This is a genomic window from Streptomyces sp. NPDC039430 (assembly GCF_055639435.1).
Map to the genome: position 1 here is coordinate 472,275 of NZ_JBVKAK010000004.1, position 24,915 is coordinate 497,189.

Genomic DNA, 24,915 nt, shown 5'->3' on the forward strand with positions numbered 1-24,915 from the left:
GATCCTGCCCGCCGAGCTGGTCGAGCAGGACGCGAGACCCGGCCCAGCCCTGCCAACGCCCCCGGCGAGCAGGTCTCCGGCGGCCGGCCGTTCGACACCGGTGCCCAGCAGAACGACGGGGCTGACGCGTCGTCATGGCCCGTTCACTCGAACCGAGTTACCCCACAGCTTCCACTCCCCCTGTGTCCTGGGTCTTCGAAAGGAAGCCACCATGCCTTCATCTGTCATGCCCACATCCAGACAGGGTGACGGTCACCCGCCGCCGACCGCCGTCTCCGCCGTGGGGCTGCGCAAGTCGTACGGCGAGAAGCTCGTCCTCGACGGCATCGATCTCCGTATCCCGGCTGGGTCCGTGTTCGCGCTGCTCGGCCCGAACGGCGCCGGCAAGACCACCGTCGTCAAGATCCTGTCCACGCTCATCACCGCCGACGGCGGGCAGGCCCAGGTCGCGGGCCACGACATCGCCGCCTCGCCGGACGGGGTGCGTGCCGCGATCGGCGTCACCGGGCAGTTCTCCGCCGTCGACGGCCTGATCACCGGCGAGGAGAACATGCTCCTCATGGCGGACCTGCACCACCTGTCCAGGCCCGAGGGCCGGCGCACCGCCGGCGAACTCCTCGCACGCTTCGACCTGGTGGAGGCGGCGAAGAAGCCCGCCTCCACCTACTCCGGCGGCATGAAGCGCCGCCTCGACCTCGCCATGACCCTCGTCGGCGATCCGCGGATCATCTTCCTCGACGAGCCGGCCACCGGCCTCGACCCCCGCTCCCGCCACACGATGTGGGGGATCATCCGTGAACTGGTGTCCGGCGGCGTCACCGTCTTCCTCACCACCCAGTACCTGGACGAGGCCGACGAACTCGCCGACCGCATCGCGGTATTGCACGACGGCAGGATCGCCGCGGAAGGGAGCGCCGACGAACTGAAGCGGATCGTCCCCGGCGGGCACGTGCGGCTGCGGTTCACCGATCCGGCCGCGTACCTGTCCGCCACCGGCGCCCTGCGGGAGATCACCCGCGACGACGAGGCACTCACGCTGCGGATTCCCTGCGACGGCAGCCAGCGCGAACTGCGCTCCCTGCTCGACCGGCTGGACGCGGCCGGCATCGAGGCGGACGAACTGACCGTGCACACCCCCGACCTCGACGACGTGTTCTTCGCCCTCACCGGCGGCACCGACATCCCCGGCCACCCCGAGGAGACCGTCCGATGAACGCCCTCTCCCTCGCCGTACGCGACTCGCACACGATGCTGCGCCGCAACCTGCTGCACGCGCGCCGCTACCCGTCCGGGACCCTGAACCTGCTGCTCACACCGATCATGATGCTGCTGCTCTTCGTCTACGTCTTCGGCGATGTGATGAGCGCGGGCATCGGCGGCGGCGGCGCCGACCGCTCCGACTACATCGCCTACATCGTTCCGGGCATCGTGCTGATGACCATCGGCAGTACCGTCATCGGGCCCGCGGTGTACGTCGCCATGGATATGTCCGAGGGCCTCATCGCCCGCTTCCGCACGATGGCGGTCTACCGCGGCTCGGTGATCATCGGGCATGTCGTCGGCAGCGTAGTGCAGTGCGTCGCCAGCGTGATCCTCGTGGGCGCCGTCGCCGTGGCCATCGGTTTCCGCTCCACCGACGCCACGGCCCTGGAGTGGCTCGCGGCGTTCGGACTGCTCGCACTGTTCGCCCTGTCGCTCACCTGGATCGCGGTCGGGATGGGCATGGCCAGCCCCAACCCCGAGGCGGCCGGCAACATGGCGATGCCCCTGATCCTGCTCCCGCTCATCTCCAGCGCCTTCATACCGGCCGACACGATGCCGGGCTGGTTCCAGCCGATCGCCGAGTACCAGCCGTTCACCCCGGCCATCGAGACCCTGCGCGGACTCCTCCTGGGCACGGAGATCGGCGGCAACGGGTGGATCGCCCTCGCCTGGTGCGTCGGCCTGTCCGTGCTCGGCTACCGCTGGTCGATGGCCTTGTTCAACCGCGACCCGAGGTAACCGAGACGCACGCCCGGGTCGCCGCCCGCAGCCGCCCGGAATCCCTCACCGGACTCGAACCCACCGGCCAACGAGGCCAAACGCGCACGGCCGGGACTCCGTTCCCGCCCAAGGGCCGAAGTGCGCACACCGTTTGAGTACTTCACCCCCGCACGTGCACCCCCGGATCCGGGCCGGGTACCGCCGTCTCCGGACCCAGCCGCACCGGGAACCCGGGCATGCATACGGCGTGCGGTGTGCGGCGGCGGCACCCGGCAGGGCGGCCGGGTGCCGCACGCGTGGCCGAAAGCGCCCGGCTTGGGAACGTAGGCTGCCACGCATGCCACAGAAGCGCCCGGGCCGGAGGCTCACCACGACCCAGCAGGCCGCCGCATTCCTCGGTGTCGCCGCGCTCTCCGGAGTGGTGCTCGCGGGCATCGCACTGCCCGCCGCCGGGGCGATAGGTCTCGCCGCCAAGGGAGCGGTCGAGGAGTTCGACGACATCCCGTCCGACCTCAGGACCCCACCGCTCAGTCAGCGCACCAGGATCCTGGACCGCGACGGCGGTGCGATCGCGACGGTCTACTCACGCGACCGCACCGTCGTCCCGCTCAAGGACGTCTCCCCGCACATGCGCGACGCGATCATCGCGATCGAGGACTCCCGCTTCTACGACCACGGGGCGGTCGACCTCAAGGGCATCCTGCGCGCGATGAACCGCAACGTACAGGCGGGCGGCGCCACACAGGGCGCGTCGACCCTCACCCAGCAGTACGTGAAGAACGTCTTCGTCGAGGAGGCGGGCGACGATCCGGAGAAGGTCGCGCAGGCCACCCAGCAGACCGTCGGCCGCAAGGTCCGGGAGCTGAAGTACGCGATCCAGGTCGAGGAAGAACTCGGCAAGGAGAGGATCCTGGAGAACTACCTCAACATCACGTTCTTCGGGAACCAGGCGTACGGCGTCGAGGCCGCGGCCCAGCGCTACTTCTCCAAGCGCGCGAAGGACCTGAGGCTGGAGGAGGCCGCGCTGCTCGCGGGCATGGTGCAGTCGCCGAGCCGCTACGACCCGGTGAACAACGTGGAGGAGGCGACCGCGCGCCGCGACACCGTGCTCAGCCGGATGGTGGCAGCCGGCAGCGTCACCCGGGCCGAGGCGGAGAAGGCCATGGCCGCCCCGGTCCGGCTGAAGGTCAGCCGGCCGAGGAACGGCTGCATCACCGCCGTCAGCGGTGCCGGGTTCTTCTGCGACTACGTACGCAAGACGGTCCTCAACGACCCGGCGTTCGGCAGGACCGACAAGGAGCGCTCGAAGCTCTGGAACCTCGGCGGTCTCACGATCAGGACGACGCTGGATCCGCGCGCGCAGCGGGCCGCCAACGAGGCGGCCACCGCCAAGGTGGACAGGGGCGACAAGTTCGCGGCGTCCGTGGTCCAGGTCGAGCCGGGGAGCGGCCGGATCCTCTCGATGGGCCAGTCCCGCCCGTACGGACTGAATCAGAAGCAGAACGAGACGGTCCTGAACCTCGCCGTCGGCAACAGGATGGGCGGCAGCACCTATGGCTTCCAGGTCGGTTCGACCTTCAAGCCGTTCACGGCCGCGGCGGCGCTGGAGAAGGGCATAGGCCCGGCGACGTCGTTCACCACGGACTGGAAGCTCACCCTGCCGGAGAGCTCCTTCCGGACCTGTGACGGCTCGCCCGCCGGCAACCAGCCCTGGGCCCTCCAGAACGAACTGGAGTCCGAGAAGGGCACGTGGGACATGACGAGCGCGCTCGGCAAGTCCATCAACACCTACTTCGCGCTGCTGGAGCAGAAGGCCGGCCTGTGCGAGACCATCGAGATGGCGAAGAAGGTGGGTTACGAGCGCGGTGACGGCAAGGAGATCGAGGCACGGCCCGCGGTGACCCTCGGCAGTATCGACAGCACCCCGCTCTCGATGGCGTCCGCGTACGCCACCTTCGCCAACCGCGGTACGTACTGCACGCCGGTCGCCATCGAGTCCGTCAAGGACGCGCGGGGCAAGGACATCCCCGTGCCGGAGCCGGCGTGCTCGAAGGCGATGAGCGAGCGGACCGCGGACACCGTCAACCAGATGCTCAAGGGCGTGGTCGAGGACGGCACCGGTACGCGGGCCGGACTCGATGACCGTGACAACGCGGGCAAGACCGGCACGACCAACGACCGCAAGGACGCCTGGTTCGTCGGGTACACCCCCGACCTCTCCACGGCGGTGTGGGTGGGTGACGACATCGGCGAGAAGAGCTCGATGTTCGGCGTCACCATCGGCGGCCAGTACTACGACAAGGTCTGCGGCGGCTGCCTCCCCGGTCCGATCTGGCGGATCGCCATGACCGGCGCGCTGGACGCCTCCGATGCCCCCGCCTTCAACTCCGTCTCCGTTCCCCGGGGCAAGAAGGAGGAGACGGACGAGGACCCCGGGCAGGACTGACCGCGGGCCGGACGACGGCCCGCCGGCGCCTTCCGGGTCCGTCAGGGCTGTCAGCGCCTTGAGGGCCTTCAGGGCCGGCCACTCCGGCTGAGGGCACCCGGCGCGGTCAGTGGGCCGGTCAGTGGGCGCGCAGTGCCTGGAGCCGGGTGTCCGCGCTGGCGAGCAGCATGTCCAGGGCGGCCGGGTAGGCGCTCTGGTTCATCCGGGCGGCGAGCAGCTTGGCGGTCGCCGCGATGTGCGGGTACTTCTCGGCCGGCAGCCGGGCGTAGGTGGACTCCCATTGCCGTTCGTCGGAGGTGCGGGAGGTCTCGGTCAGGGCCAGGGCGGCGGCGTCGAGGGCCGCGAAGGCCAGGCTCTGGTCGATGAAGGCGTGGAAGATCAGGACCGCGTCGGGATCGGGGAAGCCGGCGGTGCGCAGGATGCCGAGGACGGCCTCGTCGGCGGCGATCTCACGCGGGCGGCCGGTGACGCGGCTGGCGGTGAGCACGGCGGCCTGCGGGTGGGCGAGGTAGGCGCCGTGGATGCGCCGGCCGAGTTCGCGCAGGTCGGTGCGCCAGTCCCCGGTGGCGCTCCAGCCGTCGAGGGCTCGGCCGATCAGTTCCTCGCCGATGGCGAGGGTGAGGCCGTCCATGCCGTCGAAGTACCGGTAGAGGGTGCTGGGATCGGCGCCGAGGGCGATGCCCAGGCGGCGGACGGAGAGCCCGGCGCTGCCGTGTTCGCGCAGCATCCGCAGGGCGGTCTCGACGATCAGCCGTTCGGACAGGACGGTTCCCCGCCGGGTGGGGCGCCGTCGTCTGCGCGCCTCTTCCGGTACCACCTTTTTGGGCATGGTGCCTGCCTCCCCTGCCGGGACGGACGGCCCCGGCCCCGCCGGGCGGTCGGCCGCGCTTATGCCAACACCATTGACCTTAACTCGTGCGCCCGGCTTTCATCCCCTCCCATGGGGCGCGGACCCGCGCGTACCCCACCGAGAACGAGAGAGGGATTCGTCATGCGTGTTCTGCTTGTCGGCGCCGGTGGCGTCGGTACCGCGATCACCCGGATCGCGGCCCGCCGGGACTTCTTCGGCCACTTCGTGGTCGCCGACTACGACCTCGCGCGCGCCGAGGCGGCCGTGGCGGCGCTGGACGGCGGCGAGAGCCGGTTCACCGCACGCCGGATCGACGCCTCCGACCAGGCCGCGGTCGCCGCCCTCCTCACCGAGGAGCGGTGCGACGTGCTGCTGAACGCCACCGACCCGCGGTTCGTGATGCCGCTGTTCGAGGCCGCTCTCGCGGCGGGCAGCCACTACATGGACATGGCGATGTCGCTGTCCCGGCCGCACGCCTCGCAGCCGTACGCGCGGTGCGGGGTCACGCTGGGCGAGGAGCAGTTCGCGCGGGCCGACGTGTGGGAGAAGTCGGGACGGCTGGCGCTGGTCGGCATGGGGGTGGAACCGGGGCTGTCCGACGTCTTCGCCCGGTTCGCGGCCGACGAACTGTTCGACGAGATCGAGGAGATCGGCATACGCGACGGGGCGAATCTGACCGTCGAGGGATACGACTTCGCCCCGTCGTTCAGCATCTGGACGACCATCGAGGAATGTCTGAACCCGCCGGTGGTGTACGAGCGCGAGCGGGGCTGGTTCACCACCGAGCCGTTCAGCGAGCCGGAGGTCTTCGACTTCCCCGAGGGCATCGGCCCGGTTGAGTGCGTCAACGTCGAACACGAGGAGGTGCTGCTGGTACCGCGCTGGGTGGACGCCGGGCGGGTCACCTTCAAGTACGGGCTGGGTGACGATTTCATCGACAAGCTGAAGACCCTGCACGCGCTGGGACTGGACGCGACCGAGCCGGTCACGGTCCGCGACGCGGACGGCGCCACGGTGCGGGTCTCCCCGCGTGACGTGGTCGCCGCCTGCCTGCCGGACCCGGCCACGCTCGGCGAGCGGATGACGGGGAAGACCTGCGCGGGCACGTGGGTGAAGGGCGTCAAGGACGGCCGGCCGCGCGAGGTGTACCTGTACCACGTGGTCGACAACCAGTGGTCGATGCGGACGTACGGTTCCCAGGCCGTGGTGTGGCAGACGGCGGTCAATCCGGTCGTCGCGCTCGAACTCATGGCGGGCGGGGTGTGGGCCGGGACCGGCGTCCTGGGCCCGGAGGCGCTCCCGCCGCGCCCGTTCCTGGACCTGCTGACCGCGTACGGCTCCCCGTGGGGGACGCGCGAGTACGAGTCAGGGCAGGGCTGAACGGAGACTCCCGGCGGTGGACCACACGCGGCGGCTCCTTGCGCTGCCCAAAGCCCCCTGCCCGCACGGCACTTCAGGGCAGGGCGCACCCGGGGAGTCAGCCCGCGGCCGTGTTGTAGTTGACGATTCGCTCCACCATGTGAGCGACGGCGCCGGGCAGTGGGTTGTCCGCCCCTTTGCTCACCACGTCAGGCAACCGATGTGCCTCCTCCGCGGTGACCGCCACCATGCCCCAGAACGCGTTGAAGCCCGAGGGATCCGCCGGCTTGTCGGCAGCCGCCTCGACCGTCGCCACGCCGCCCCTCTCGGCCACGGCCAGCGCGCCCATCTGCCGCAGTGTGCCGGGATCCCGCTCTTCGGCGGCCACGACGCTCCAACCCGCCACGCCTATGTGCCGCAACGCGGCGAGCAGACTGCCCGCACCGCCCTCGCCGGTGACAACGATATCGGGCAGGACGAGGGCCACCGGCCCGTGCGTCATCGGAAGGGCGGACCGGATCGCCCCGTCGAGCCCCGGCTCGAACGACTCGTCCTGGTAGACGAAGACCATCTGAAAGGTCTCGGCGTAGCGCGCGAGATAACTCACCGTGTCCAGTTTGTGTGTCCTGAATACGACGACCAGGCGCACGTTGAGTCCGCTTTCGGCCAGTTCAACTACGGTCTCCAGGCTGCGGTCCAGCACAGTGACCCCAGGAGCCAGACAGTGCAGCTCCTTCGCGTAGGGCGCCCCGAAGCGCGTCCCGAATCCGGCGCAGGGCAAGATGATCGAAACGTCAGGGATGGGCACGGACGAACTATGCATTGACTGGCTCTCAGGTTGAGTTGACGATCGGGAACCTTGCGCGCCTCGCCGGGTACGGGCCGCCCGAGGCCGACGCCGCACCGTCGGCCTGGATGGCACGCCGGCGCTCACCGTAGTCACCGAGGACGGCCGCACGCGAGAGGGAGCGTTGATCGACCCGCTCGTCGGCGCGAGGTCCCTGCGGGTCGCGCACCGCTGCCCACGGAGTCGGAAGTCGGCATCGACAGCGCCGAGTTGGCCCATGGGAGCATGAGCGGGACCGGCCGGAAGGCATGGCAAGACAGAACGGAAGAGGACGTGGAATGCGGGTGCTGTTGTCCACCTACGGGACGCGTGGCGATGTCGAGCCGTTGGTGGCACTCGCGGTGCGGCTACGGGCGCTCGGTGTGGAGGTCCGGATGTGCGCCCCGCCGGACGAGGAGTTCGCGGAGCGGCTGGCAGGTCTCGGGATACAACTGATGCCGGCCGGACCTCCGGTGAAGGCGTTGATGCGCGGGACGGCTCTGCCGTCGGCGGCGGATCTGTCCCGGTACCGGAACGAGTTGGTCGACACGCAATTCGACGTCCTCCCCACCGCGGTCGACGGATGTGACGCGCTGGTGGCGGCCGGCCTGGCGCAGATCGCCGCGCGGTCCGTGGCCGAGGCCGCGGGCATCCGCTACGTGTACACGAGCTATTCGGCGATCAACCTGCCGTCGCCGTACCACGCGCCGCCACCGCGGCCCGGCTGGCCGGAGCCGGAGATGACCGACAACCGGACGCTGTGGGAGCTGGACGCCCACAACGTGAACGCGCAATTCGGCGAGGCGCTCAACGGCCACCGGGCATCGATCGGTCTGCCCCCGGTGGACAACGTCCGCGACCATGTCTTCACCGGCCGGCCGTGGCTGGCGGCGGACCCGGTCCTGGGGCCGTGGCGGGAGACCCCGGGCCTCGACGTGACACAGACGGGTGCGTGGACCCTGGCGGACGAACGCCCGCTCCCGGCCGAGTTGGTGACGTTCCTGGACGCGGGCGCGCCGCCGGTCTACGTGGGCTTTGGCAGCATGCGCCCGTCGCCGGACATCGCCCGCAGGGCCATCGAGGCGATCCGCGCGCAGGGCCACCGCGCGCTCGTCTCCCGTGGCTGGGCGGACCTGGACCTGGTCGACGGCCGGGACGACTGCCTGGCCATCGGTGAGGTCAACCATCAGCGTCTGTTCGGCAAGGTGGCCGCCGTGGTGCACCACGGCGGCGCGGGCACGACGGTGACGGCCGCGCGGGCGGGCGTGCCGCAAGTCGTGGTACCTCTCCAACTGGCCGACAACCCCTACTGGGCCGGCCGGGTGGCAGCCCTGGATATCGGGGCGGCACTCGACGGTCCGACCCTGACCACCGAGTCCTTGAGCGTCGCGTTCAAGACGGCGCTGTCACCCGAGACCCGGGCGCGGGCCAGGGCTCTGGGCGCCCAGATCCGCACCGACGGAGCGGCGGTGGCCGCGAGCCTGCTGCTCGACGCGCTCCGGTGAGCGAGGCCGGCCCGGCCCCCGGCCCGGGGATGACGCCGAGTGCGGCACCGGACGTATCGCGGCCGTGCTGAGGGTGCTGCGACTCGGCGGGCATCCGGTGCTCTCCGGCATACACCCCGGGCGGGGAGTGCCCGTGGAATTCGTCTGGCACTTCCAGTTGACCGGGCCCTGACCCGGAGATCAGCGGCCGCCACCTGCCCGCCTGCTCCTACCTGGTCCGGTAAGCGCGGAGGAAGGTCCGCACTCCCTCGACGATGAGGGGCCGGACGCGGGTGTCCTCCGCGGCGTTCGCGGAGCCGAGCCTGTCCAGCGTGACGCCGAAGGTCAGCGCGATGAACTGGTCGGCCGCGAGCCGGGGGTCGGGGACGTCCAGCAGCCCGGCCTCGGCGAGGGCGGCGAACCGCTCGGCGACTGCCTCGTCCGGGGTGTCGGCCATGGAGTTGTAGCCCCGGTGCGGCAGGTGACCGGATTCCGCCCGGACCAGCCGTTGCAGCGTCGCGTACTCCGCTGAGCCGAGCATGTCGGTCGCGATGCGCATCGAGAACGTGACCAGGGCGTCCTCAAGACCGGCGTCCTCTGTGAGGTCGGTGAGGGTCTCGTCGAGGGTGCGCCTGATCGTGGTGATCAGTGACTCGCCGACGCCGTCGACGACCGCTTGCAGCAGCGTCTGTTTGTCGCCGAAGTAGTCGTAGACCGTCCGCTTGGACACCTCCGCCCGAGCGGCTACCGCGTCGACGCTGGACCGGTCGAAGCCGTCGGCGAGGAACAGTTCCCGGGCTGCCGCGAGGATGGCGGCCCGCTTCCGCGTGGACCCCTCGCGCAGTGTCTTCGTCGGTGTCTTCGTGGTCGGCATGAGTACATCCTATCGAACTACACTGCACGGTGTAGTGTAGTCCGGGTTCGCGGCGGGAGCTGTGTCCGCGCCGGGCCCGGCAATGACGGAAAGGATGTCCATGACCGCGACTCTGGTTTCCCCGCCCCGCGTCGGTAAGGCCGCTGTCGGGGCCCTCGGCGTGCTGGCGGTCGCCACCGGTGCCTTGGAGTCGGTGGTGACGCCGACGCTTCCGCTCCTGCAACGGGAGTTGGCCATGAGCCCCGCCGAAGGGGCGTTACTCAGCATCGTGCTCCTCATCACCGGCGCGCTCATCACGCCGGTCGCCGGCAAGTTCGGCGACCGCTACGGCGGGAAACGGGTCCTGATCCGGCTGATGGCGGTGGTCTCCGCCGGGGGGCTGGTGTCGGCCCTGGCGCCGAACCTGCCGGTGCTGCTGCTCGGTCAGGTACTGCAGGGAGCGATGGTGGGCGCGCTGCCCCTGTCGTTCATCCTGGTGCGAAAACACCTCCCCGCAGGGGAGTCGAAGGTGGCTATCGGGGTGGTCAGCGGGCTGTTCGTGGGGGGCGGGATGGCGGGAACGCTGGCCGCCGGACCCGTCGCCGAAGGGCTGTCCCGGCACTGGATGTTCGCGCTGCCGACGTTCGCGGTCATCGGGTCCATGCTGCTGGTGAACAGGCTGATGCCGGACGATCCGCCGGGCGGGTCCGACGACGCCGGGATCGACTGGGCCGGCCTGCTTCTCCTGAGCGGGACGCTGGTCACGCTCATGCTCGTACTCGCGCTGGCAGCCGACATCGCCTCGCAGCCACTCGTACTCGTCGCCCTCATCCTGCTTCTGGCCGCGTTCGTGAGCGGATGGGTGGCCGTCGAGCGCCGTGCGGCGGCGCCGATGGTCGACCCGCGCATGCTGGCACGGCCTGCGGTGTGGAAGTCGTGCGTGCTGACCTTCCTGATATGCGTCGGTACCTCGGCGGCGGTCTATCTCGTACCGCAACTGTTCGCGGTGTCCGAGGACGCGTACGGATTCGGGGCCGACGCCACCGCGATCGGCTTCTTCCTGCTGCCCGGCGCCGTGGCCTCGACGCTGGCCGGGCCGATCGGCGGGATCGGTGCGCGGCGTTTCGGCTCACGTGCCGTGGTCGCCACCGGCGTCGTCATGATGGCCTTCGGCCTGCTGGCCCTGGCAGCCGTACACACCGAGGTCTGGCACCTCGTCGTCGGCAAGGCGCTGATCGGGCTCGCCAACGGCCTGTGCGTCACGGCGCTGGTGACCACCACCGCCACGTCGGTCGACCGGAGTGACACCGGCATCGCCACCAGTCTGGTCCTGGTGACTCGCGTGATCGGGTTCGCCGTGGGTGTGCAGCTCAGTGGGGCGCTCCTCACCGCCGCGACCCCGGCCGGGTCGGAGGTCCCGGCCGAATCGGCCTTCGTCACCGGCTTCGTCATCGCCGGCGCCCTCACGGCGCTGTCCCTGCTTGTCGTCCGCACCATGAACAATGGAGTCAAGGAATGACCCGCACCGATCAGCCGAGGGGCATCCGAACCACGCTGGGGCGCACGGTCCTGATCTCCGGGGCCGGCATCGCGGGTCCCGCCCTCGCGTACTGGCTGAACCGCTACGGATACGAGGTCACCGTGGTGGAGAAGGCGGACACACCGCGCAGCGGTGGTTACCCCATCGACGTGCGCGGCACCGCACTGGAGGTCGTCCGGAGGATGGGAATCCTGCCCCGACTGCGGGACGTACACATCGATCTGCGCCGGATCACCTTCCTCGGCGGGGACGGCGGCACGGTGGCCTCGGTCCACCCGCACTCCGTCACCGGCGGTGTCGCGGGACGGGACCTGGAGGTGCGGCGCGGTGATCTGACCGAGGCGCTCTACGCGGCGGTCCGTGACGACGTGGAGTTCCTGTTCAACGACTCCATCGACACCCTCGACCAGTCCGGCCACGGGGTCGATGTCACCTTCCGCGGGGGCGGCACGCGCACGTTCGACATGGTGTTCGGCGCGGACGGTACGCACTCACGCACCCGGAAGACGCTGTTCGGCCCTGAGGTGCGGTTCCGCCGCTACCTCGGCTACTGCTTCGCCGTGTTCACCATGCGCAACACCTTCGGGCTCTCGCACGAGACCGTGATGTGGAACACCCCGGGCAGGGCCGCGGCGCTCTACGCCGTGGGCGACCACGACGAGGTGCATGCCTTTCTGAACTTCGCCCAGCCGGAAGCGCCGTTCGACGCGTTCTCGGACCCCGAAGCCCAACGGGACCTGGTCGCCCAGGTCTTCGCCGGCGCGGGCTGGGAGGTCCCCGGCATGCTGGCCGCCATGCGCGACGCGGACGACGTGTTCTTCGACGGGGTCAGTCAGATCCGTATGCCCCGCTGGTCCAGCGGCAGGGTCGCGCTGGTGGGCGACGCCGCGTACGCCCCCTCGTTCCTCACCGGCCAGGGCACCAGCCTCGCGCTCGTCGGCGCGTACATGCTCGCCGCCTCCCTGGCCGGCCGGGACCACACCGCGGGCTTCGCCGCCTACGAACACGACACCCGCGGGTTCGTGACCGTGAACCAGGGACTGGTGGGCGAGGGCGGGGCCACGCTCTTCCCGGCCACCGCCGAGGCCCTGGAGCAGCGCAACGAAAGGCTCCGCGATCTCAGCGCCATCCCCGAGGCGACGGGCCGCCCGGCCCACTCGGCCCTCACCCTGCCCGATCTCATGTCCACGACGTAAGCCCGGCGGAGGAGACCCGCCGCGCTCGCTCGCGGCTCGACGATTCGCCCTGGGCAAACGCTCGCCCGGCCTCGGAGACAGGCGCTCGGGACGTCGGGGACCTACCGCCCGGGTGCGCCGAAGCGATGGAGCTCCACCTGGACTCCCCAGTCCCGCGCCAGCTCCGCGATGCCCTCCACGGCATCCGCCAGCGCGGCCCTGAGCCGGTCCTGCTCGGGTCGGCGCCGCTCCCTGTCAGGCGCGGCGTCGACCGCCCGCCAGGCGGCGCGGTACGCCTCTTCCAGCGGTGTGACCCTCTCGTCGTACTCGATGATGCTGTCCAGCGGGAAGGCCGACCCGCGGCGCCGTGTGCCGGCCATGTCCAACTGGGCGGTGACCGAGAGAAGATCACCCACCAGCTTCACATGGGCCGGTCCGATCTTCCGGCTCATCAGGATGTCGACCAGCACCGCGTTCCAGTGCTCTTCCCCGTCCGGCATCTTTTCCCCGATTCTCCGATTCCCCGATCTCCTGCCGTTCCGGAGAGCCTCGCGGCCCCGGCCCGGCCCCCGGGAGAAGAGGACGCCCGGCAGGGGCGGTCGGCACCAGCAGCGTCCTGGCGTCGAGTGGCTCTGCGGACAAGGCGACCCGCCGTCTCCCCCGGCGGAACAGTATCCCACCGCATCAGTTGGCGATCTTCACGCGAACCGCACACCGTGCCATGGCACCACGCCTCGCACGTCGACAAGTCAGCCCTGCTCGACCGGCAGCGCCCTGACGGCCCGCCCCCGAAGAAGCCGGAGACGGTCGCGAGTTGCTCTGTGCGCAGGACCGTCCCGGGCCGGGCCACCCCGCGTTTCCTGTGAGTTGTGTTCTGTCCGGCTCTTGTGCGGAGAACTTGAAAAGATCGCTGATAATTTTGTATGACCGCAAGGGCCGCAAAGCGGCTGGGGGGATGGCAGCCGCGTCAGCGGCAGCCGTGTCGACCCGTACGGGCCGCACGTAGTGGGGAGTGAGACCCAGCCATGACAGAGGCAGGGCAGGGGCCGGGGGGCCCGGAAGAGAGCCGCAGGCCGTCGGGCCGACGGATCGCTTCGCAGGGGGCGGGGCCAGGTGGCAGGCACAGTGGTGTCCGGGCAGCCACGCCCGCCGATCCCGAACGCACCATGCAGCTCAAGGTGCCCCCGCCGTCCGAGCGCGCGGAGTCGACTCCGCCCGCCGACGAGACCATGCGGTTGCAGGCACGGCGGACGGAGCCGTCCAGCGGGCGGGCCGACCGGCGTAAGGCCGCGCGTCCGCCGTCCGCCGGCATGCGCATGGGCACGCTCCTGGCCCCCCTCGCCGGGCGGCCGCTGTCGTACGCTCGCCGGTTCAGGCCACGCTATCCGCGCCCGGGCCGCTCCGGTTGGCGCCGCTGGGTGCCCTCCTTGCGGCAGTGGCTGGGCGGAACGCTGACAGCCTTCGGGCTGACCGGGCTGTTCCTGGGCATCGCCTACGCCTCGACGGACATACCGGAGAACCTGAACACGTACGCCACCCAGCAGGACAACGTGTACTTCTGGTCCGACGGCACCCCCATGGCCCGCACCGGCTGGGTACAGCGGCAGGCGATGCCGCTGAAGGACATACCGCAGGATGTCGTCTCGGCCGTGCTGGCGGCCGAGAACGAGAGCTTCTACACCGACCCCGGCATCTCCTCCAAGGGCCTCACCCGCGCGCTGTGGCGCACGATCGGCCGGGGTGACACACAGGGCGGCTCGACCATCACCCAGCAGTACGTCAAGAACGTCTACCTGAACCAGGACCAGAGCATCAGCCGCAAGTTCACCGAGGCGATGATGGCTCTCAAGCTCGACAACCAGATGAGCAAAGACGACATCCTGGAGGGATACCTCAACACCAGCTGGTTCGGCCGCGGCACCTACGGCATCCAGCGCGCCGCGCAGGCGTATTACGGCAAGGATGTCAGCGAACTCAACGCGAGCGAGGCCGCTTTCCTCTCCTCGCTGCTCAAGGGCGCGGGCCTGTACGACCCCACGCTGAGCGCCGCCAACCATGACCGGGCCGTGGAGCGCTGGAGCTGGATCCTGGACCGGATGGTCGAGATCGGCAAGCTGTCGGCGTCCGAGCGGGCCGGCTACCGCACCTTCCCCGAGCCGCTCAAGCAGAACCCGCTCTACGACACCGGTCAGCAGAGCGACTATCTCGTGGAACTCGCCTCCCAGCACGCCAGGAAGACGGGCGGGATTTCGGCCAAACAGTTCGACCTGGGCGGCTACCAGATCTACACCACCTTCGACCGCAAGCGGGAGGCGGCACTCGACGACGAGGTGACCAAGGCGCGCGAGGAGGCCCGAAGGACCCATCCGGACGCGGCGGTCACCGCCCACTACGGCGCCGCGTCGGTGGCCACCGACGGCCGTATCCTCGCCGTCTACGGTGGTCCTGACCACCGCAAGCAGGGCTACAACGAGTCCAACGCCACGACGGTTCCGGCCGGTTCGGCCTTCCTGCCGTTCGTCTACGCGGCGGGGCTGGAGCACGGCGCCGTCAAGCAGCGCGACGCGCCCCGGGAGCCCGTCACCCCGGAGTCCCTCTACGACGGCGACGACCATGTGCCCGTCGTCACGCCGGAGGGCCCCTACTGGGACCGCGCCGGCAAGAAGGTCGCCGCCCGCAACGACGGCCGCAAGTCATGGGGCCGGATCACGCTGCGCGAGGCCCTCGCCGAGTCGGTGAACACCCCCTTCATGCAGTTGGGCATGGACACCGGCCTGGACAAGGTGAAGCAGACGGCGCTGGCGGCCGGATTGCTGTCGTCGAGCATGGGGCCGCAGGTCCCCGCCCTGTCCCTGGGCAGTTCCACACCGAGTGCGATCCGTATGGCCAGCGGCTACGCCACCTTCGCCGCCGCGGGGCAGCACACCGAGCCGTACTCCGTGCGCCGCATCACCAAGAACGGCTCGACCGTGCGGCTGGACCTGCCGCACGCGCGCCGCGCGATCGACCCCCGGGTGGCCGAGGAAGTGACGCAGGCCCTCACGGATTCCATCCGCTCCGCCCACCCGGACGCCGCTCCCGACGGCGCAGCTGTGTCCGGCAAGGCCGGCACCACCGCGAACGACACCGCCGCCTGGTACGTCGGCACGGCCCGCGCTGTGACGACTGCCGTGGTCGTCTACCGCATCGATCTGGCCAAGAGCCTCGAACCGCTGCCTCTGAAGGGGATCGCGGGAACCGCCGCCGACAGCGTCCCGTACGACATCTGGGCCGGCGCCATGAGCCCACTGGGCTGACCGGCTGTCGGCACCGTACCCGCACCCGTACCCCCTCACAGATTCGAGCCCCGTATGAAGTCGACTCCCGGCCGCCGCCGCAAAGCGCGCGCACCCCGGCGCACCGCCCGTACCCGGTTCGTGACCCTCGCGGCGGCCCTGGTCGTCGTCTGCTCGGTGGTCGCGGGCTTCCTGGCGTGGAACCACTCCGACGACGGTGCCGAGGCCGCCTCCGGTGGCGACGACGGATGGGCCGGCTGGGGCTCGGCGCAGTCCAGCAAGGAGCCGGAATGGGACGGCAAGACCAAGGTGCTCGGCGACGGGTCGACCTCCTACACCGGTCCGCAGAAAGACCAGTTGCGGGCGGAACCGCTCAAACCGGGTGAGAAACCACCCCAGTTCGTCGTCTTCTCCTGGGACGGCGCGCTGGAGGGCGACGACCGGCTCTTCTCCCACTACCGGGAGCTGGCCAAGAAGTACGACGCCCACATGACCTTCTTCCTCACCGGCATCTACCTGCTGCCCAAGGACAAGAAGGACCTCTATCGCCCGCCCCAGCACCCGGTGGGCTCCGCCGCGATCAGCTACCCCACCGACGAGCACATCCGAACCACCCTGACGCAGCTCGCCGGGGCCTACCAGGACGGCCACGAGATCGGCTCCCACTTCAACGGCCACTTCTGCGGCGACAAGGGGGGCGGTGACTGGAGCGTGGCGGAGTGGAAGAGCGAGATCGACCAGTTCTACGAGTTCGTGGAGAAGTGGAAGACCAATACCGGTGACAAGGACATGCCTCCGTTGCCGTTCGACCCCCGCAAGGAGGTGACCGGCGGACGCGCGCCCTGTCTGGAGGGCCAGCCGAACCTGCTGAAGGCCATGAAGAGTTACGGCTGGCGCTACGACGCGAGCTCCCCCGGCGAGTTCCAGATATGGCCGACCAAGAAGGACGGCATCTGGGGCCTTCCGCTGCAGATGCTCCCGTATCCGGGCGGGGAGTACCAGGGCCTGTCGATGGACTTCAACTTCCTCTACAACCAGTCCGACGGCGAGACCGAGGGCGACCCGGCCAAGTACCCCGACTGGGAGCGGCAGACCGTCGATTCCTACATGGCGGGGTTCAATCGTGTCTACTACGGCAGCCGGGCTCCGCTGTTCATCGGCAATCACTTCGAGGACTGGAACGGCGGCATCTACATGAACGCCGTCGACGAGGTGATCAAGAACGTCTGCACCAAGAAGGGCGTCAAGTGTGTGTCCTTCAAGGAGCTCGCCGACTGGCTCGACGTACAGAAGCCCGAGACGCTGGAGCGCCTGCGCGGACTGGATCCGGCGCAGTCACCGGACTGGTCCACGGTGGTCAAGTGACCCTGGAAACAGTCTGGTTCCACTTGTGCTCATCACTTCACATCCCACGCACATCTCGTGTGAAGATGCGATCGCCCAGTAGGTGCACCGAAGAGAAGGAACCTCATTGAAAACGAGAAGAGCAAGCCGTGGGCGGAGCCGCGCCGGCATAGTCACGGTGGCGGCGGTCTCGATGGTCGCCGGCATCGGGCTCGGGCCCGGCTGGAGCGCGGGCGCGGCGGTCCTCGACGACCCGACGGTGGATCCGGCGACCAAGGCCACCTTCCAGCGGCTGGCCGAAGCGGTCTTCGCCGACCGCACCCGGGCGCTGGTGGAGGACGACGCCCCGAGCGCGGCCCGGCAGCGCACGTCCGGCTTCGCCGGAAAGGTGCGGTTGTCCGGCACGCAGGCGCGTGAGGAGGGTTCGACGCTCGAAGAACTCCGCGCCCGCAAGTCCCGCCTGGCTCGTCTCGGCGAGACGTACAGCGGAACCAGCACCAGTGTCACGCTGGACGCCACCCGGGTGGCGGGCAGGAACGCCACGGTCGCCGTCACCGAGAAGACGACCCTGACGTACGCGAAGGCGAAGGGCACCGAGCCGAAGACCACCGGGTTCAAGGCCCACCACGAACTGACCTTCCAGGCCGACCGCGAGGGCGGCTGGCAGCTGACCGCCGTCCGTGACACCGACGCCGGCTACCTCGCGGTGAACCAGGTCGCGAAGCCGTCCGCCGCCGCGCCGGTGGCCGCCGCCGACGACCCGCCCTCGGCGCCCCGCGCGGCCATCACGCGTCCGGCGCCGGCCAACCCGAAGAATTTCACCGCCAGTGGGTACGACTACAACGCCATGGCGGCCTACGCGACGAAGCACTGGAAGAACTACAACCCGGAGTACCCGAGCTTCGACGGCGCCGGAGCGGGCGGCGACTGCACCAACTTCGTCAGCCAGTCCTTGAAGGCCGGCGGCTGGAAGCACATTCCCGGCTACGTGACGGACTTCCACAAGTGGTTCGGCAACGCCGAGATCCAGTCGTACTCCTTCGTGGGAGTCAATGAGTTCTCCTGGTTCGCGCTGTCGTCGGCACGGGTCACCAGCCTTGCCAACGTGTACCAGATGGACATCGGTGATGTGCTCCAGCTGGACTTCGACAAGGACGGCTCCAAGGACCACACGATGATCGTCACCTCCCGCAGCCAGCAGGGCGTGCCGTACCTCACGTACCACTCCATCGACACCTACAACAGGTCGGTGGCCAGCCTCATCGCCTCGTACCCGAGCGCGGCGTACTACGCCTACCGCACCTGAGCGGTGCCTGACGCGAAACGCTCGGCCGGGGTCTCCCGGCCGAGCGTTTCGCGTGGATCGAAACCGACGGTCCCATCCGCGGGTGGTGTTCGCCGTCACTCCGGAAATTGAATTGCCGGAGGCGATTGTTCGCACGGTGGCCCGGTGCAGGATCAGCCTGATCAGGCGTTTGCCGATCCGTCACATAATGGGGCACGTCGCGAAAGCAGGCGGCGGCCCATAAAGCACACGGCCTGCGAATCCATCATTTACGGATGGTTCGCACAGGTGGGGAGATTCGGCTTGGGCGAGACTTTCGAGTCGGAAATGTAGACCGCCCCCGCGCCTACGTGATCCTGCCCATTGAGGTGGTACCACCTGCTGCGTTCGGGGCCGCTTCCCGTGCGGTACTGGCAGTCGATCCGCGCGGTCCGCTCTCCGGTGCCCTGGTAACGGGGTCCCCAGACCTCGCCCCATTCATTCTCCCCGCCCCTGAAGAGCAGCGCGTCGCCCTCAACGACCCTGACCTTCGTCACCGCCTTGGCGCCCGGGTCGGCAGCCGTCGTGTTGACAGCCATCGCGGAGGTGGCCGCCACGATCCCAACGCTGGCAATCGAGAGTGCCGCGAGTGCCGCTACAGTCTTCGCTCTGGTGGACATGCATTCCTCTTTCTTGAGTGCGGGTGGAGGAGCAAGGGAAGCTCCTTCACCTTTATGGCACTCAAATCGAGGGGCGGCCAGAGCAAGTTAATTCTGTCACTCGTACGGGTCGACAGCGCGAAAAAACAGGACGCTTGCACATCCCGAGAACACCGGCGCACGCCGGGCTGGAATATGACAATTGGCGACTCTCAGCCAGATCGACGACTTCGAGCAATCAACGATTCAATAACTGAATCGAAGGGTCGCACGCGTCGACAGTATGGTGAAACGAATATTGAATCAACAGGCCTGATCTGCTTTCCGCCTCACAGAACGCCCCTCCGTCCTCGACCAGGGCCCTGCCCTGCCCTCCCCTGCCTCACCCGGCCTTTCCCGGGCCGGCAGCCGTAGACGGTTGCCAGGAGCACCTACGGAACCGGCGCATGTAGATCACGGTCTCATTCATCACCACCCACCCAGTCAACGTGTACGAGAAGAGTCAGGCACCATGGCACATCTCCGGTTCTCGCTGCTCGGCCCGCTACGGATCCTCCGGGACGGCGTCCCCCTCGCCGCGGGGTATCCGCAGCAGCAGGCGATGCTCGCCGCGCTGCTGCTCAGGCCGGGCCGTGTCGCCGGGGCGGCCGATCTGTCCGATGCGCTGTGGGGCACGACCCCGCCCGCGAAGGCGTGTCGACGTTGCGGACGTACGCCTGGCGCTGGCGGCGGATACTCACGGCCCAGGCGGACCAGGCCGGTGCGCAGGGGCGGCCCGAGCAGGCGAAAGAACTGCTTCGGCGGGCACTGGAGTTGTGGGAGGGCGAGCCGCTCGCCGGTATGCCGGGCCCGTTCGCGGAGCGGCAGCGCCAGCGGTTCGGCGAGCTGCGCCTGACCCTGCTCGAAGAGCGTCTGGCGTACGAACTCGCGCTGGGCCTGGCGGCGCGCTGCGTGCCGGAACTCACCGGGTTGACCACAGAACACCCCCTGCGCGAACGTCCCTACAGCCTGCTGATGACGGCTCTGTACCAGGCGGGGCGGTCCGCCGACGCGCTCGGCGTCTTCCGCGGCGCCCGGCAGCTCCTCATCGACGAACTCGGGGTGGAACCGGGCCCCGCGCTCGCCGAGCTGCACCAGCGCATCCTTGAGCGCGACCCCGCCCTGGCGCCCCCGGCGTCCGAGGTGCTCAGCCTCGTCGGCGGCGCGGAGGCGGCTGGGGAGCCGGATGGGGAGGAGAGCGAGCGGGCGAAGGAGCGGCCGGAAGCGTCGCCAAGTCCTCGGCCACTGCCCATTCCGGCTCATCTCCCGCCCCAGGAGCCGGACTTCATCGGTCGCGAGGATCTCGTCGAGGCGCTCCAGTTCATGGCGCGGGCACTGGAGCAGGCCGGGCTGCGCCCCGACGAGTCGGAGAAGGCCATGGCCGATCCGCGCCGTGTCTCGGCGAAGGACATCTACGACCTGGGCTCGTACGTCGGGGACAGCCCGGTCGTGAACGCGATCAGTATCAAGGGCGGGGACGGCAAGCGGTTCAAGTCGACCGCGGAGACCCGTACACACCACCAGTACGGCATCTACCCCGACGGCAGCGTCCGGGTCATCGACATGTACGAGTTCAAGGTCTACGAGGCGACTGGCGAGTCCGGCGCGCCGCTCCGCGTCGACCTGCGGAGCGCCGCCTGACGTCCGGCACGGGCCGGGGCGGAGGAAACAGAGGACAGGAGTCAAGGTGAAGCAGGACAGAGTCGTACCGCTGTATCGAGCCGACGGGTTCCCCACGCCGCTGACGGGCGCGAAGGCACAGGCCCTGGCCCGGCTGCACGGGGCCGGCCATTCGGTCCCGGACGGCGTCTGCGTGACCTCGCGCTGGTTCGGCGAGGTGTCGTCGCGCACGGACATCGGCCGGTCGATCGAGCACAACCTGCGCGACCTCGGCGCGATCCCCACCGGCACGGGCCGCTCCCTGGAACTCATCCGCCGTGCCCTGACCCGCACACCATGGCCCGACGACCTGGTCGCTGAGGTGAGCGAGGCGGCACGGCGGCTGCTCGCGGCGGGGCCCGTGATGGTGCGCTCGTCCGTTCCGGTGGAGGACGGTGCCGGACTGTCCTTCGCCGGTGTCTTCGAGTCCGAGGGCCCGCTGGAGTCCGTGCCGGAGGTGCTCGCGGCGCTCGCCCGCTGCTGGGCGGCGCTGTACTCGGCCCGCGTCCTGTCGTACACACGCGGCCAACTGCCCGGCGAGTACGCCGCTTTCCTCCAGTCCTGGGTGCGACCCGACGCGCACGGTGTGCTGTTCACCCGGGATCCGGTCACGCACGCCGACGGGCCGATCACCGATGTCGCCTGGGGCAGCGCGACCGACACCACGTCGGGGCGCGCCAGCGCCGGACGCGTCGCTCTCACAGCAGGTGACGGTGACTCCGGCGTCACACTGCCGCGCCGACTCCGCGGCGCCCTCAACTCCCTTGCCCGGCAAGGCGAACGACTCTTCGGCCACCCACTCGACATCGAGTGGGTGTGGAGCGACGGCCGCCTCCACACGCTCCAGGCCCGGCCGATCACACACGCCACCGCGACCCGCGCTCCGACGGCCGCCGCCTGGTGGCCCGACTCCGAGGTCGGCGCGCTGCACGACGCGGACCTCGGCCTGTGCCGACGGCGCTTCGAAGGCGCCCTGATGAAGCACATCTGGCTGCGGCGGCAGTGCGCGGTCCTCGACGTGCCGACGTACCGCGAGGCGTACGTCGTCTACCGCCCGGAGGACGCGCCGCGCCTGGCGGACGAGCTCGCCGGTCATCTGCGCACCGCGTACGTCCAGGTCAACTGGGCCGCGCGCGGCACCGGCACTGTCGCACCGCTGGCGGACCTCGCACTCCATCTCAAGCGCGGACACGACCGCAATCCGCTGGACGACCCGGCGTTCTGCGCGGCGCACATCGGGGAGATCGTGCCCGCCGAGGCGTCCGGTTTTTCCGCCGTGCTCAGTGACGGGACCGTCGTCATCGAGGCGTTTCCCGCCGGGCTTCCGGGCATCAAGGAGGGCGGGCTCGTCCCGTCGGTCCTCACTGTCACGCCCGCCGGGCAGGTCGCCCGCGAGCACATCGCGACGTTCGAGCGCCGGTGCCGCGTCGAGCCCGGCGAGGGCTGATGGTGGCACCCGGAGGAGACACCCCCGTACACCTTCGACCGGTCCGACGCCGAGATCCTGGACATCGCCCGCGTCACCCGTGCCCTGTGCGAGTCCCTCGGGGAGGCACGTGTGGAGTGGTACGCAGGCGACGACGGGGCCATGGTCCGTGATGTCAGCCTCGAAGGCGGCCGCCTCGACGCCCCCTCGTCCCCCGGCGGGCAGCTGATCTCGGCCGGTGTCGCCTCGGGTACGGTCCTCAGCCTGCCGGACCTCGGGGAGCTCGACGAGGCCGCCCGCGCGCTGGAGGTCAGCGTCGTCGGCTCCGGCATGGACAACGCAGCGGTCATGGCGGACGCCCGGATCACCGCCGCCGTCGACGCGGTCGGCCGCGCCGAGAACGTCATCGTGGTGGCCGAGTATCCCTCGGCGGGGCTCATCCCGCTGGTGGACCTCGCGGCGGGCTTCGTCTTCCAGCGCGGCAACCTCCTGTGCCACACCGCCATCGTGCTGCGCGAACGAGGAGTCCCGGCGATCGTGTCACCCGGTGCCGCGCGGCTGCGGGACGGGATGGCAGTGGAGATCTCGCCGGCCGGGGTAACGGTCCTGAGTGACCGGGAGCAGACGTGCTAGCGCCCCAACTGCCCCCGTGTACAGCGGCATTGCGGGTTCTCGACCTGGACGACGCACGCCTGGTCGAACAGCTGCTGTGTGACGACTCCCGGGGCAGTGGGGCGTGGCGGCGGCTGCTGACACGTACGGACTTCGTGCCCGACGGCTTCACGGCGGCCGAGCGGATGAACGGCGAGGTGCTGTTCGACCCTTCGGAGTGCGACTTCGGGCCGTGGCTCTCCGGCGTGATCGCGGGGAAGCTGCGACGGCTGGCGCCACCGGCCGACGGCGGCGACGACCACGGGGGGGGCCGACCCGGCCGTCGTCGCCTTCTGCCACGAACAGACGATGCGGCTGCTCGACCACTCCGTGGCGGGGGCACCGGTGGCGCGGACGCTGGCCAACCAGGAGGTGCCGTCGGTCGTGGACCGGGTCATCGCGCACTGTGTGTTCGGCGATGTCCGGGCACCGGTGGTCACGCACCGGACCTACGCACACCGCTCCGTCCACGCAGCCCTGGAACTCGCCTCGTTGGTCGCCGAGAGGTGCGGGCGGGACCTCTCCGCCCTGCTGCGCTACAGCCTCGCCGCCGGACTCATCGGCGCCGGGCAGAGGCTGCGCGCCCCCGGCCCCGGCACGGCACTGCCCGTGGGCGACTCGGGTGATCCCGCCGAGGCGGCGCGAAGGCTGTGGCCGACGTACCGGGAACTGGCCGAACGTCCACTGCGCGTCGACCACTGGGAGGCCTTCCGCGCCGACGTACTGGACGGACCATGCCGGTTGGTGTGGTTCTCCGACGACTGCGCCGAGACGGTGATCGACCTCCTGCTGCTCGACCGCCTCGTGGCGGCCAATCCCCGGCTCCAGCTCACCCTGGTGCCCAAGTCCCTGCCCTGCTACACGGACGCGGACACCGCGCTTGTCCTGCGCCTGCTCGACTCGCCACGCCTGCGCGCGCTCGGCGTCGGCCGGTTGCGGGCCACGGACGTCTGCACCACCGGCCCGAGCATGGCCACGGCCAATCTGCGCAAGCTGTCCCCGGAACTCACCAGGGCACTGGACGAAGCACAATGCGTGTTCGTGAAGGGCACCAACGTCCACGAGATGTTCCAAGGGGGCATCAGCAAGTGATGTACACCGGGTTCGTGCTGGTCAGTGAGTTCAACGAAAGCGCGATGGGGGTGGACGCGACCACGGCGCCGCTGTTTCTGGTCCGCTCCGAGCCGGGCGAGTACACGAACTGGGGTTTCGAGGGGCGCCGCGACCGTACCGTACGGTACGCCGACGGCCGTGAAGTCCGGTTGTGCTGGAGCACCCTGATGGACCGGGAGCGCCGCAAGCAGTGCTCCGAACCGGCCCTGCTCCGCGACGATGTGCACCTGCTGGAATCACTCGCCGAACAGGTCGCCCCCAGGACGCGTGCCGCGCTGAGGAGCGAGAGGGAACGGGTGATCCGGAGGCTGCACCGACTCACGGGGGCCTCAGGGTAGATGAGGACCTCAGATACGAAGGGGCCGACAGGGCCGACAGGGCCGACAGGGGCGACAGGGGCGACAGGGGCGACAGGGCCGACAGGGGCGACAGCCGGGCCCGTCCCCTCCTCTGCCCTCTCCTCCGAACCCGCCGCTCCCTCCCACGACCCTTGGAGCCCACGTGCCGGAGCCTGAAGCCGACTGGCTGGACGAAGTGGAACGCATTGCCGGCGGGGCGATCGCGCGCTTCCCCCGCCACAACGACATCTTCCATCTCGTCTCCCGCCTGGCCGAGGAGACAGGGGAAGTCGCCCAGCGGGTCAACCACTTGGAGGGCATGGGCGTCAAGCGCGAGCGCCACGGCGAACCGGACGTCAGCGACCTCACCAGAGAGGTACTGGACGTGGTGCGCTGTGCCGTGACCATCGCCATGCACTACGGCTGTGTCGACGACCTCCGGGCACTCACTTCGGAGAAGCTGGCCTCGTATCGCCGGGAGGGATGGGTGAGCTGACGCCGCCCCGCGTCCGCCCATCACGGCCTGGCGCGGCGTGAGCAGTGACGTGGGGGGGGGGGGGGGGGGGGGGGGGGGGGGTGACCGACCAACTACGGGAAGGGGGGTGGGTCAGTTTGAGATCGGTGTGTAGGT

The 24,915-nt window shown here is 69.8% G+C and carries 21 protein-coding genes; 16 read left to right on the forward strand and 5 right to left on the reverse strand.

Annotation, left to right across the window (positions count from 1 at the left end; genetic code table 11):
* Nucleotides 1-226 precede the first annotated feature (226 nt).
* The 3 genes from ACZ7LS_RS13955 to ACZ7LS_RS13965 all read left to right on the forward strand — a co-directional run bounded on the left by ACZ7LS_RS13955 (nt 227) and on the right by ACZ7LS_RS13965 (nt 4,429).
* Nucleotides 227-1,213: an ATP-binding cassette domain-containing protein gene (locus tag ACZ7LS_RS13955; RefSeq protein WP_385134420.1), complete on the forward strand. Its 987-nt coding sequence runs from the start codon at nt 227-229 to the stop codon at nt 1,211-1,213.
* The gene (locus tag ACZ7LS_RS13960) at nt 1,210-2,001 is read left to right on the forward strand and encodes an ABC transporter permease (RefSeq protein WP_382672661.1); all 792 of its coding nucleotides are present in this window, start codon (nt 1,210-1,212) and stop codon (nt 1,999-2,001) included. Before ACZ7LS_RS13955 ends, ACZ7LS_RS13960 begins: the two co-directional genes overlap by 4 nt.
* Nucleotides 2,002-2,320: 319 nt before the next feature.
* Nucleotides 2,321-4,429: a transglycosylase domain-containing protein gene (locus tag ACZ7LS_RS13965; protein WP_382968428.1), complete on the forward strand. Its 2,109-nt coding sequence runs from the start codon at nt 2,321-2,323 to the stop codon at nt 4,427-4,429.
* Nucleotides 4,430-4,547: 118 nt separating this feature from the next.
* Here ACZ7LS_RS13965 and ACZ7LS_RS13970 read toward each other — a convergent pair whose 3' ends face one another.
* Nucleotides 4,548-5,258 (reverse strand): TetR/AcrR family transcriptional regulator, encoded by a 711-nt coding sequence (locus ACZ7LS_RS13970; RefSeq protein WP_385134422.1) that lies wholly within the window; start codon nt 5,256-5,258, stop codon nt 4,548-4,550.
* 162 nt (nt 5,259-5,420) lie between these two features.
* On the opposite strand from ACZ7LS_RS13970, the gene ACZ7LS_RS13975 reads away from it, so the two are divergent.
* Complete coding sequence (locus ACZ7LS_RS13975; RefSeq protein ID WP_385134423.1) at nt 5,421-6,659, forward strand: saccharopine dehydrogenase family protein; 1,239 nt, start codon at nt 5,421-5,423, stop codon at nt 6,657-6,659.
* A gap of 97 nt (nt 6,660-6,756) precedes the next feature.
* On the opposite strand, the gene ACZ7LS_RS13980 is transcribed toward ACZ7LS_RS13975, so the two are convergent.
* On the reverse strand, nt 6,757-7,446 hold the full coding sequence (locus tag ACZ7LS_RS13980; protein WP_382528791.1) for a glycosyltransferase family protein: 690 nt from the start codon (nt 7,444-7,446) through the stop codon (nt 6,757-6,759).
* A gap of 317 nt (nt 7,447-7,763) precedes the next feature.
* On the opposite strand from ACZ7LS_RS13980, the gene ACZ7LS_RS13985 reads away from it, so the two are divergent.
* Nucleotides 7,764-8,969, forward strand: coding sequence for a glycosyltransferase (locus ACZ7LS_RS13985; RefSeq protein WP_385134425.1), 1,206 nt, complete (start codon nt 7,764-7,766; stop codon nt 8,967-8,969).
* A gap of 208 nt (nt 8,970-9,177) precedes the next feature.
* On the opposite strand, the gene ACZ7LS_RS13990 is transcribed toward ACZ7LS_RS13985, so the two are convergent.
* On the reverse strand, nt 9,178-9,822 hold the full coding sequence (locus ACZ7LS_RS13990) for a TetR/AcrR family transcriptional regulator (protein ID WP_382528800.1): 645 nt from the start codon (nt 9,820-9,822) through the stop codon (nt 9,178-9,180).
* 100 nt (nt 9,823-9,922) lie between these two features.
* Here ACZ7LS_RS13990 and ACZ7LS_RS13995 point away from each other — a divergent pair, with 100 nt between their 5' ends.
* Together ACZ7LS_RS13995 and ACZ7LS_RS14000 are read left to right on the forward strand one after the other, a co-directional pair.
* Entirely contained in the window at nt 9,923-11,320 is a 1,398-nt protein-coding gene (locus ACZ7LS_RS13995) for an MFS transporter (RefSeq protein ID WP_385134427.1), read from the forward strand.
* Nucleotides 11,317-12,537 carry an FAD-dependent monooxygenase gene (locus tag ACZ7LS_RS14000; protein ID WP_385134428.1) on the forward strand — a complete coding sequence of 407 codons (1,221 nt, stop codon included), beginning with the start codon at nt 11,317-11,319 and terminating at the stop codon, nt 12,535-12,537. The genes ACZ7LS_RS13995 and ACZ7LS_RS14000 overlap by 4 nt, the downstream gene beginning before the upstream one ends.
* A 101-nt stretch (nt 12,538-12,638) precedes the next feature.
* Here the strand turns inward: ACZ7LS_RS14000 and ACZ7LS_RS14005 are convergent, their stop codons facing one another.
* Entirely contained in the window at nt 12,639-13,016 is a 378-nt protein-coding gene (locus ACZ7LS_RS14005; RefSeq protein ID WP_385134430.1) for a hypothetical protein, read from the reverse strand.
* A 666-nt stretch (nt 13,017-13,682) separates the two neighbouring features.
* Between ACZ7LS_RS14005 and ACZ7LS_RS14010 the strand changes: the two genes are divergently transcribed.
* The 3 genes from ACZ7LS_RS14010 (at nt 13,683) to ACZ7LS_RS14020 (ending at nt 18,441) form a co-directional block, all read left to right on the forward strand.
* Complete coding sequence (locus ACZ7LS_RS14010) at nt 13,683-15,812, forward strand: transglycosylase domain-containing protein (RefSeq protein WP_382528809.1); 2,130 nt, start codon at nt 13,683-13,685, stop codon at nt 15,810-15,812.
* A 54-nt stretch (nt 15,813-15,866) separates the two neighbouring features.
* On the forward strand, nt 15,867-17,156 hold the full coding sequence (locus tag ACZ7LS_RS14015) for a polysaccharide deacetylase family protein (RefSeq protein ID WP_382528811.1): 1,290 nt from the start codon (nt 15,867-15,869) through the stop codon (nt 17,154-17,156).
* Nucleotides 17,157-17,328: 172 nt separating this feature from the next.
* On the forward strand, nt 17,329-18,441 hold the full coding sequence (locus ACZ7LS_RS14020; protein WP_385134491.1) for an amidase domain-containing protein: 1,113 nt from the start codon (nt 17,329-17,331) through the stop codon (nt 18,439-18,441).
* Nucleotides 18,442-18,689: 248 nt separating this feature from the next.
* On the opposite strand, the gene ACZ7LS_RS14025 is transcribed toward ACZ7LS_RS14020, so the two are convergent.
* Entirely contained in the window at nt 18,690-19,079 is a 390-nt protein-coding gene (locus ACZ7LS_RS14025) for a hypothetical protein (protein WP_382528814.1), read from the reverse strand.
* Between the two features lie 672 nt (nt 19,080-19,751).
* Here ACZ7LS_RS14025 and ACZ7LS_RS14030 point away from each other — a divergent pair.
* The 6 genes from ACZ7LS_RS14030 (at nt 19,752) to ACZ7LS_RS14055 (ending at nt 24,780) form a co-directional block, all read left to right on the forward strand.
* Nucleotides 19,752-20,738, forward strand: coding sequence for an AfsR/SARP family transcriptional regulator (locus tag ACZ7LS_RS14030; RefSeq protein WP_385134432.1), 987 nt, complete (start codon nt 19,752-19,754; stop codon nt 20,736-20,738).
* Between the two features lie 46 nt (nt 20,739-20,784).
* Nucleotides 20,785-22,203, forward strand: coding sequence for a PEP/pyruvate-binding domain-containing protein (locus ACZ7LS_RS14035; protein ID WP_385134434.1), 1,419 nt, complete (start codon nt 20,785-20,787; stop codon nt 22,201-22,203).
* Nucleotides 22,204-22,314: 111 nt separating this feature from the next.
* Complete coding sequence (locus ACZ7LS_RS14040) at nt 22,315-22,815, forward strand: PEP-utilizing enzyme (protein ID WP_385134436.1); 501 nt, start codon at nt 22,315-22,317, stop codon at nt 22,813-22,815.
* Nucleotides 22,816-23,142: 327 nt separating this feature from the next.
* Nucleotides 23,143-23,925, forward strand: coding sequence for an ARMT1-like domain-containing protein (locus tag ACZ7LS_RS14045; RefSeq protein WP_385134438.1), 783 nt, complete (start codon nt 23,143-23,145; stop codon nt 23,923-23,925).
* Nucleotides 23,922-24,284, forward strand: coding sequence for a hypothetical protein (locus tag ACZ7LS_RS14050; protein WP_385134440.1), 363 nt, complete (start codon nt 23,922-23,924; stop codon nt 24,282-24,284). The genes ACZ7LS_RS14045 and ACZ7LS_RS14050 overlap by 4 nt, the downstream gene beginning before the upstream one ends.
* Nucleotides 24,285-24,447: 163 nt before the next feature.
* Nucleotides 24,448-24,780, forward strand: coding sequence for a nucleoside triphosphate pyrophosphohydrolase family protein (locus ACZ7LS_RS14055; protein ID WP_382528829.1), 333 nt, complete (start codon nt 24,448-24,450; stop codon nt 24,778-24,780).
* The last annotated feature ends 135 nt before the right edge of the window (nt 24,781-24,915 follow it).

What these genes read in the sequence shown, in the direction of transcription:
- ACZ7LS_RS14015 (WP_382528811.1), top strand. Translation starts at nt 15,867, where the DNA reads ATGAAGTCGACTCCCGGCCGCCGCCGCAAAGCGCGCGCACCCCGGCGC.
- ACZ7LS_RS13955 (WP_385134420.1), top strand. Translation starts at nt 227, where the DNA reads ATGCCCACATCCAGACAGGGTGACGGTCACCCGCCGCCGACCGCCGTC.
- ACZ7LS_RS13965 (WP_382968428.1), top strand. Translation starts at nt 2,321, where the DNA reads ATGCCACAGAAGCGCCCGGGCCGGAGGCTCACCACGACCCAGCAGGCC.
- ACZ7LS_RS13970 (WP_385134422.1), bottom strand. Translation starts at nt 5,258, where the DNA reads ATGCCCAAAAAGGTGGTACCGGAAGAGGCGCGCAGACGACGGCGCCCC.
- ACZ7LS_RS13975 (WP_385134423.1), top strand. Translation starts at nt 5,421, where the DNA reads ATGCGTGTTCTGCTTGTCGGCGCCGGTGGCGTCGGTACCGCGATCACC.
- ACZ7LS_RS14005 (WP_385134430.1), bottom strand. Translation starts at nt 13,016, where the DNA reads ATGCCGGACGGGGAAGAGCACTGGAACGCGGTGCTGGTCGACATCCTG.
- ACZ7LS_RS13985 (WP_385134425.1), top strand. Translation starts at nt 7,764, where the DNA reads ATGCGGGTGCTGTTGTCCACCTACGGGACGCGTGGCGATGTCGAGCCG.
- ACZ7LS_RS14045 (WP_385134438.1), top strand. Translation starts at nt 23,143, where the DNA reads ATGCGGCTGCTCGACCACTCCGTGGCGGGGGCACCGGTGGCGCGGACG.
- ACZ7LS_RS14020 (WP_385134491.1), top strand. Translation starts at nt 17,329, where the DNA reads ATGGTCGCCGGCATCGGGCTCGGGCCCGGCTGGAGCGCGGGCGCGGCG.
- ACZ7LS_RS14000 (WP_385134428.1), top strand. Translation starts at nt 11,317, where the DNA reads ATGACCCGCACCGATCAGCCGAGGGGCATCCGAACCACGCTGGGGCGC.
- ACZ7LS_RS13995 (WP_385134427.1), top strand. Translation starts at nt 9,923, where the DNA reads ATGACCGCGACTCTGGTTTCCCCGCCCCGCGTCGGTAAGGCCGCTGTC.
- ACZ7LS_RS14010 (WP_382528809.1), top strand. Translation starts at nt 13,683, where the DNA reads ATGCAGCTCAAGGTGCCCCCGCCGTCCGAGCGCGCGGAGTCGACTCCG.
- ACZ7LS_RS13990 (WP_382528800.1), bottom strand. Translation starts at nt 9,822, where the DNA reads ATGCCGACCACGAAGACACCGACGAAGACACTGCGCGAGGGGTCCACG.
- ACZ7LS_RS13960 (WP_382672661.1), top strand. Translation starts at nt 1,210, where the DNA reads ATGAACGCCCTCTCCCTCGCCGTACGCGACTCGCACACGATGCTGCGC.
- ACZ7LS_RS14025 (WP_382528814.1), bottom strand. Translation starts at nt 19,079, where the DNA reads ATGTCCACCAGAGCGAAGACTGTAGCGGCACTCGCGGCACTCTCGATT.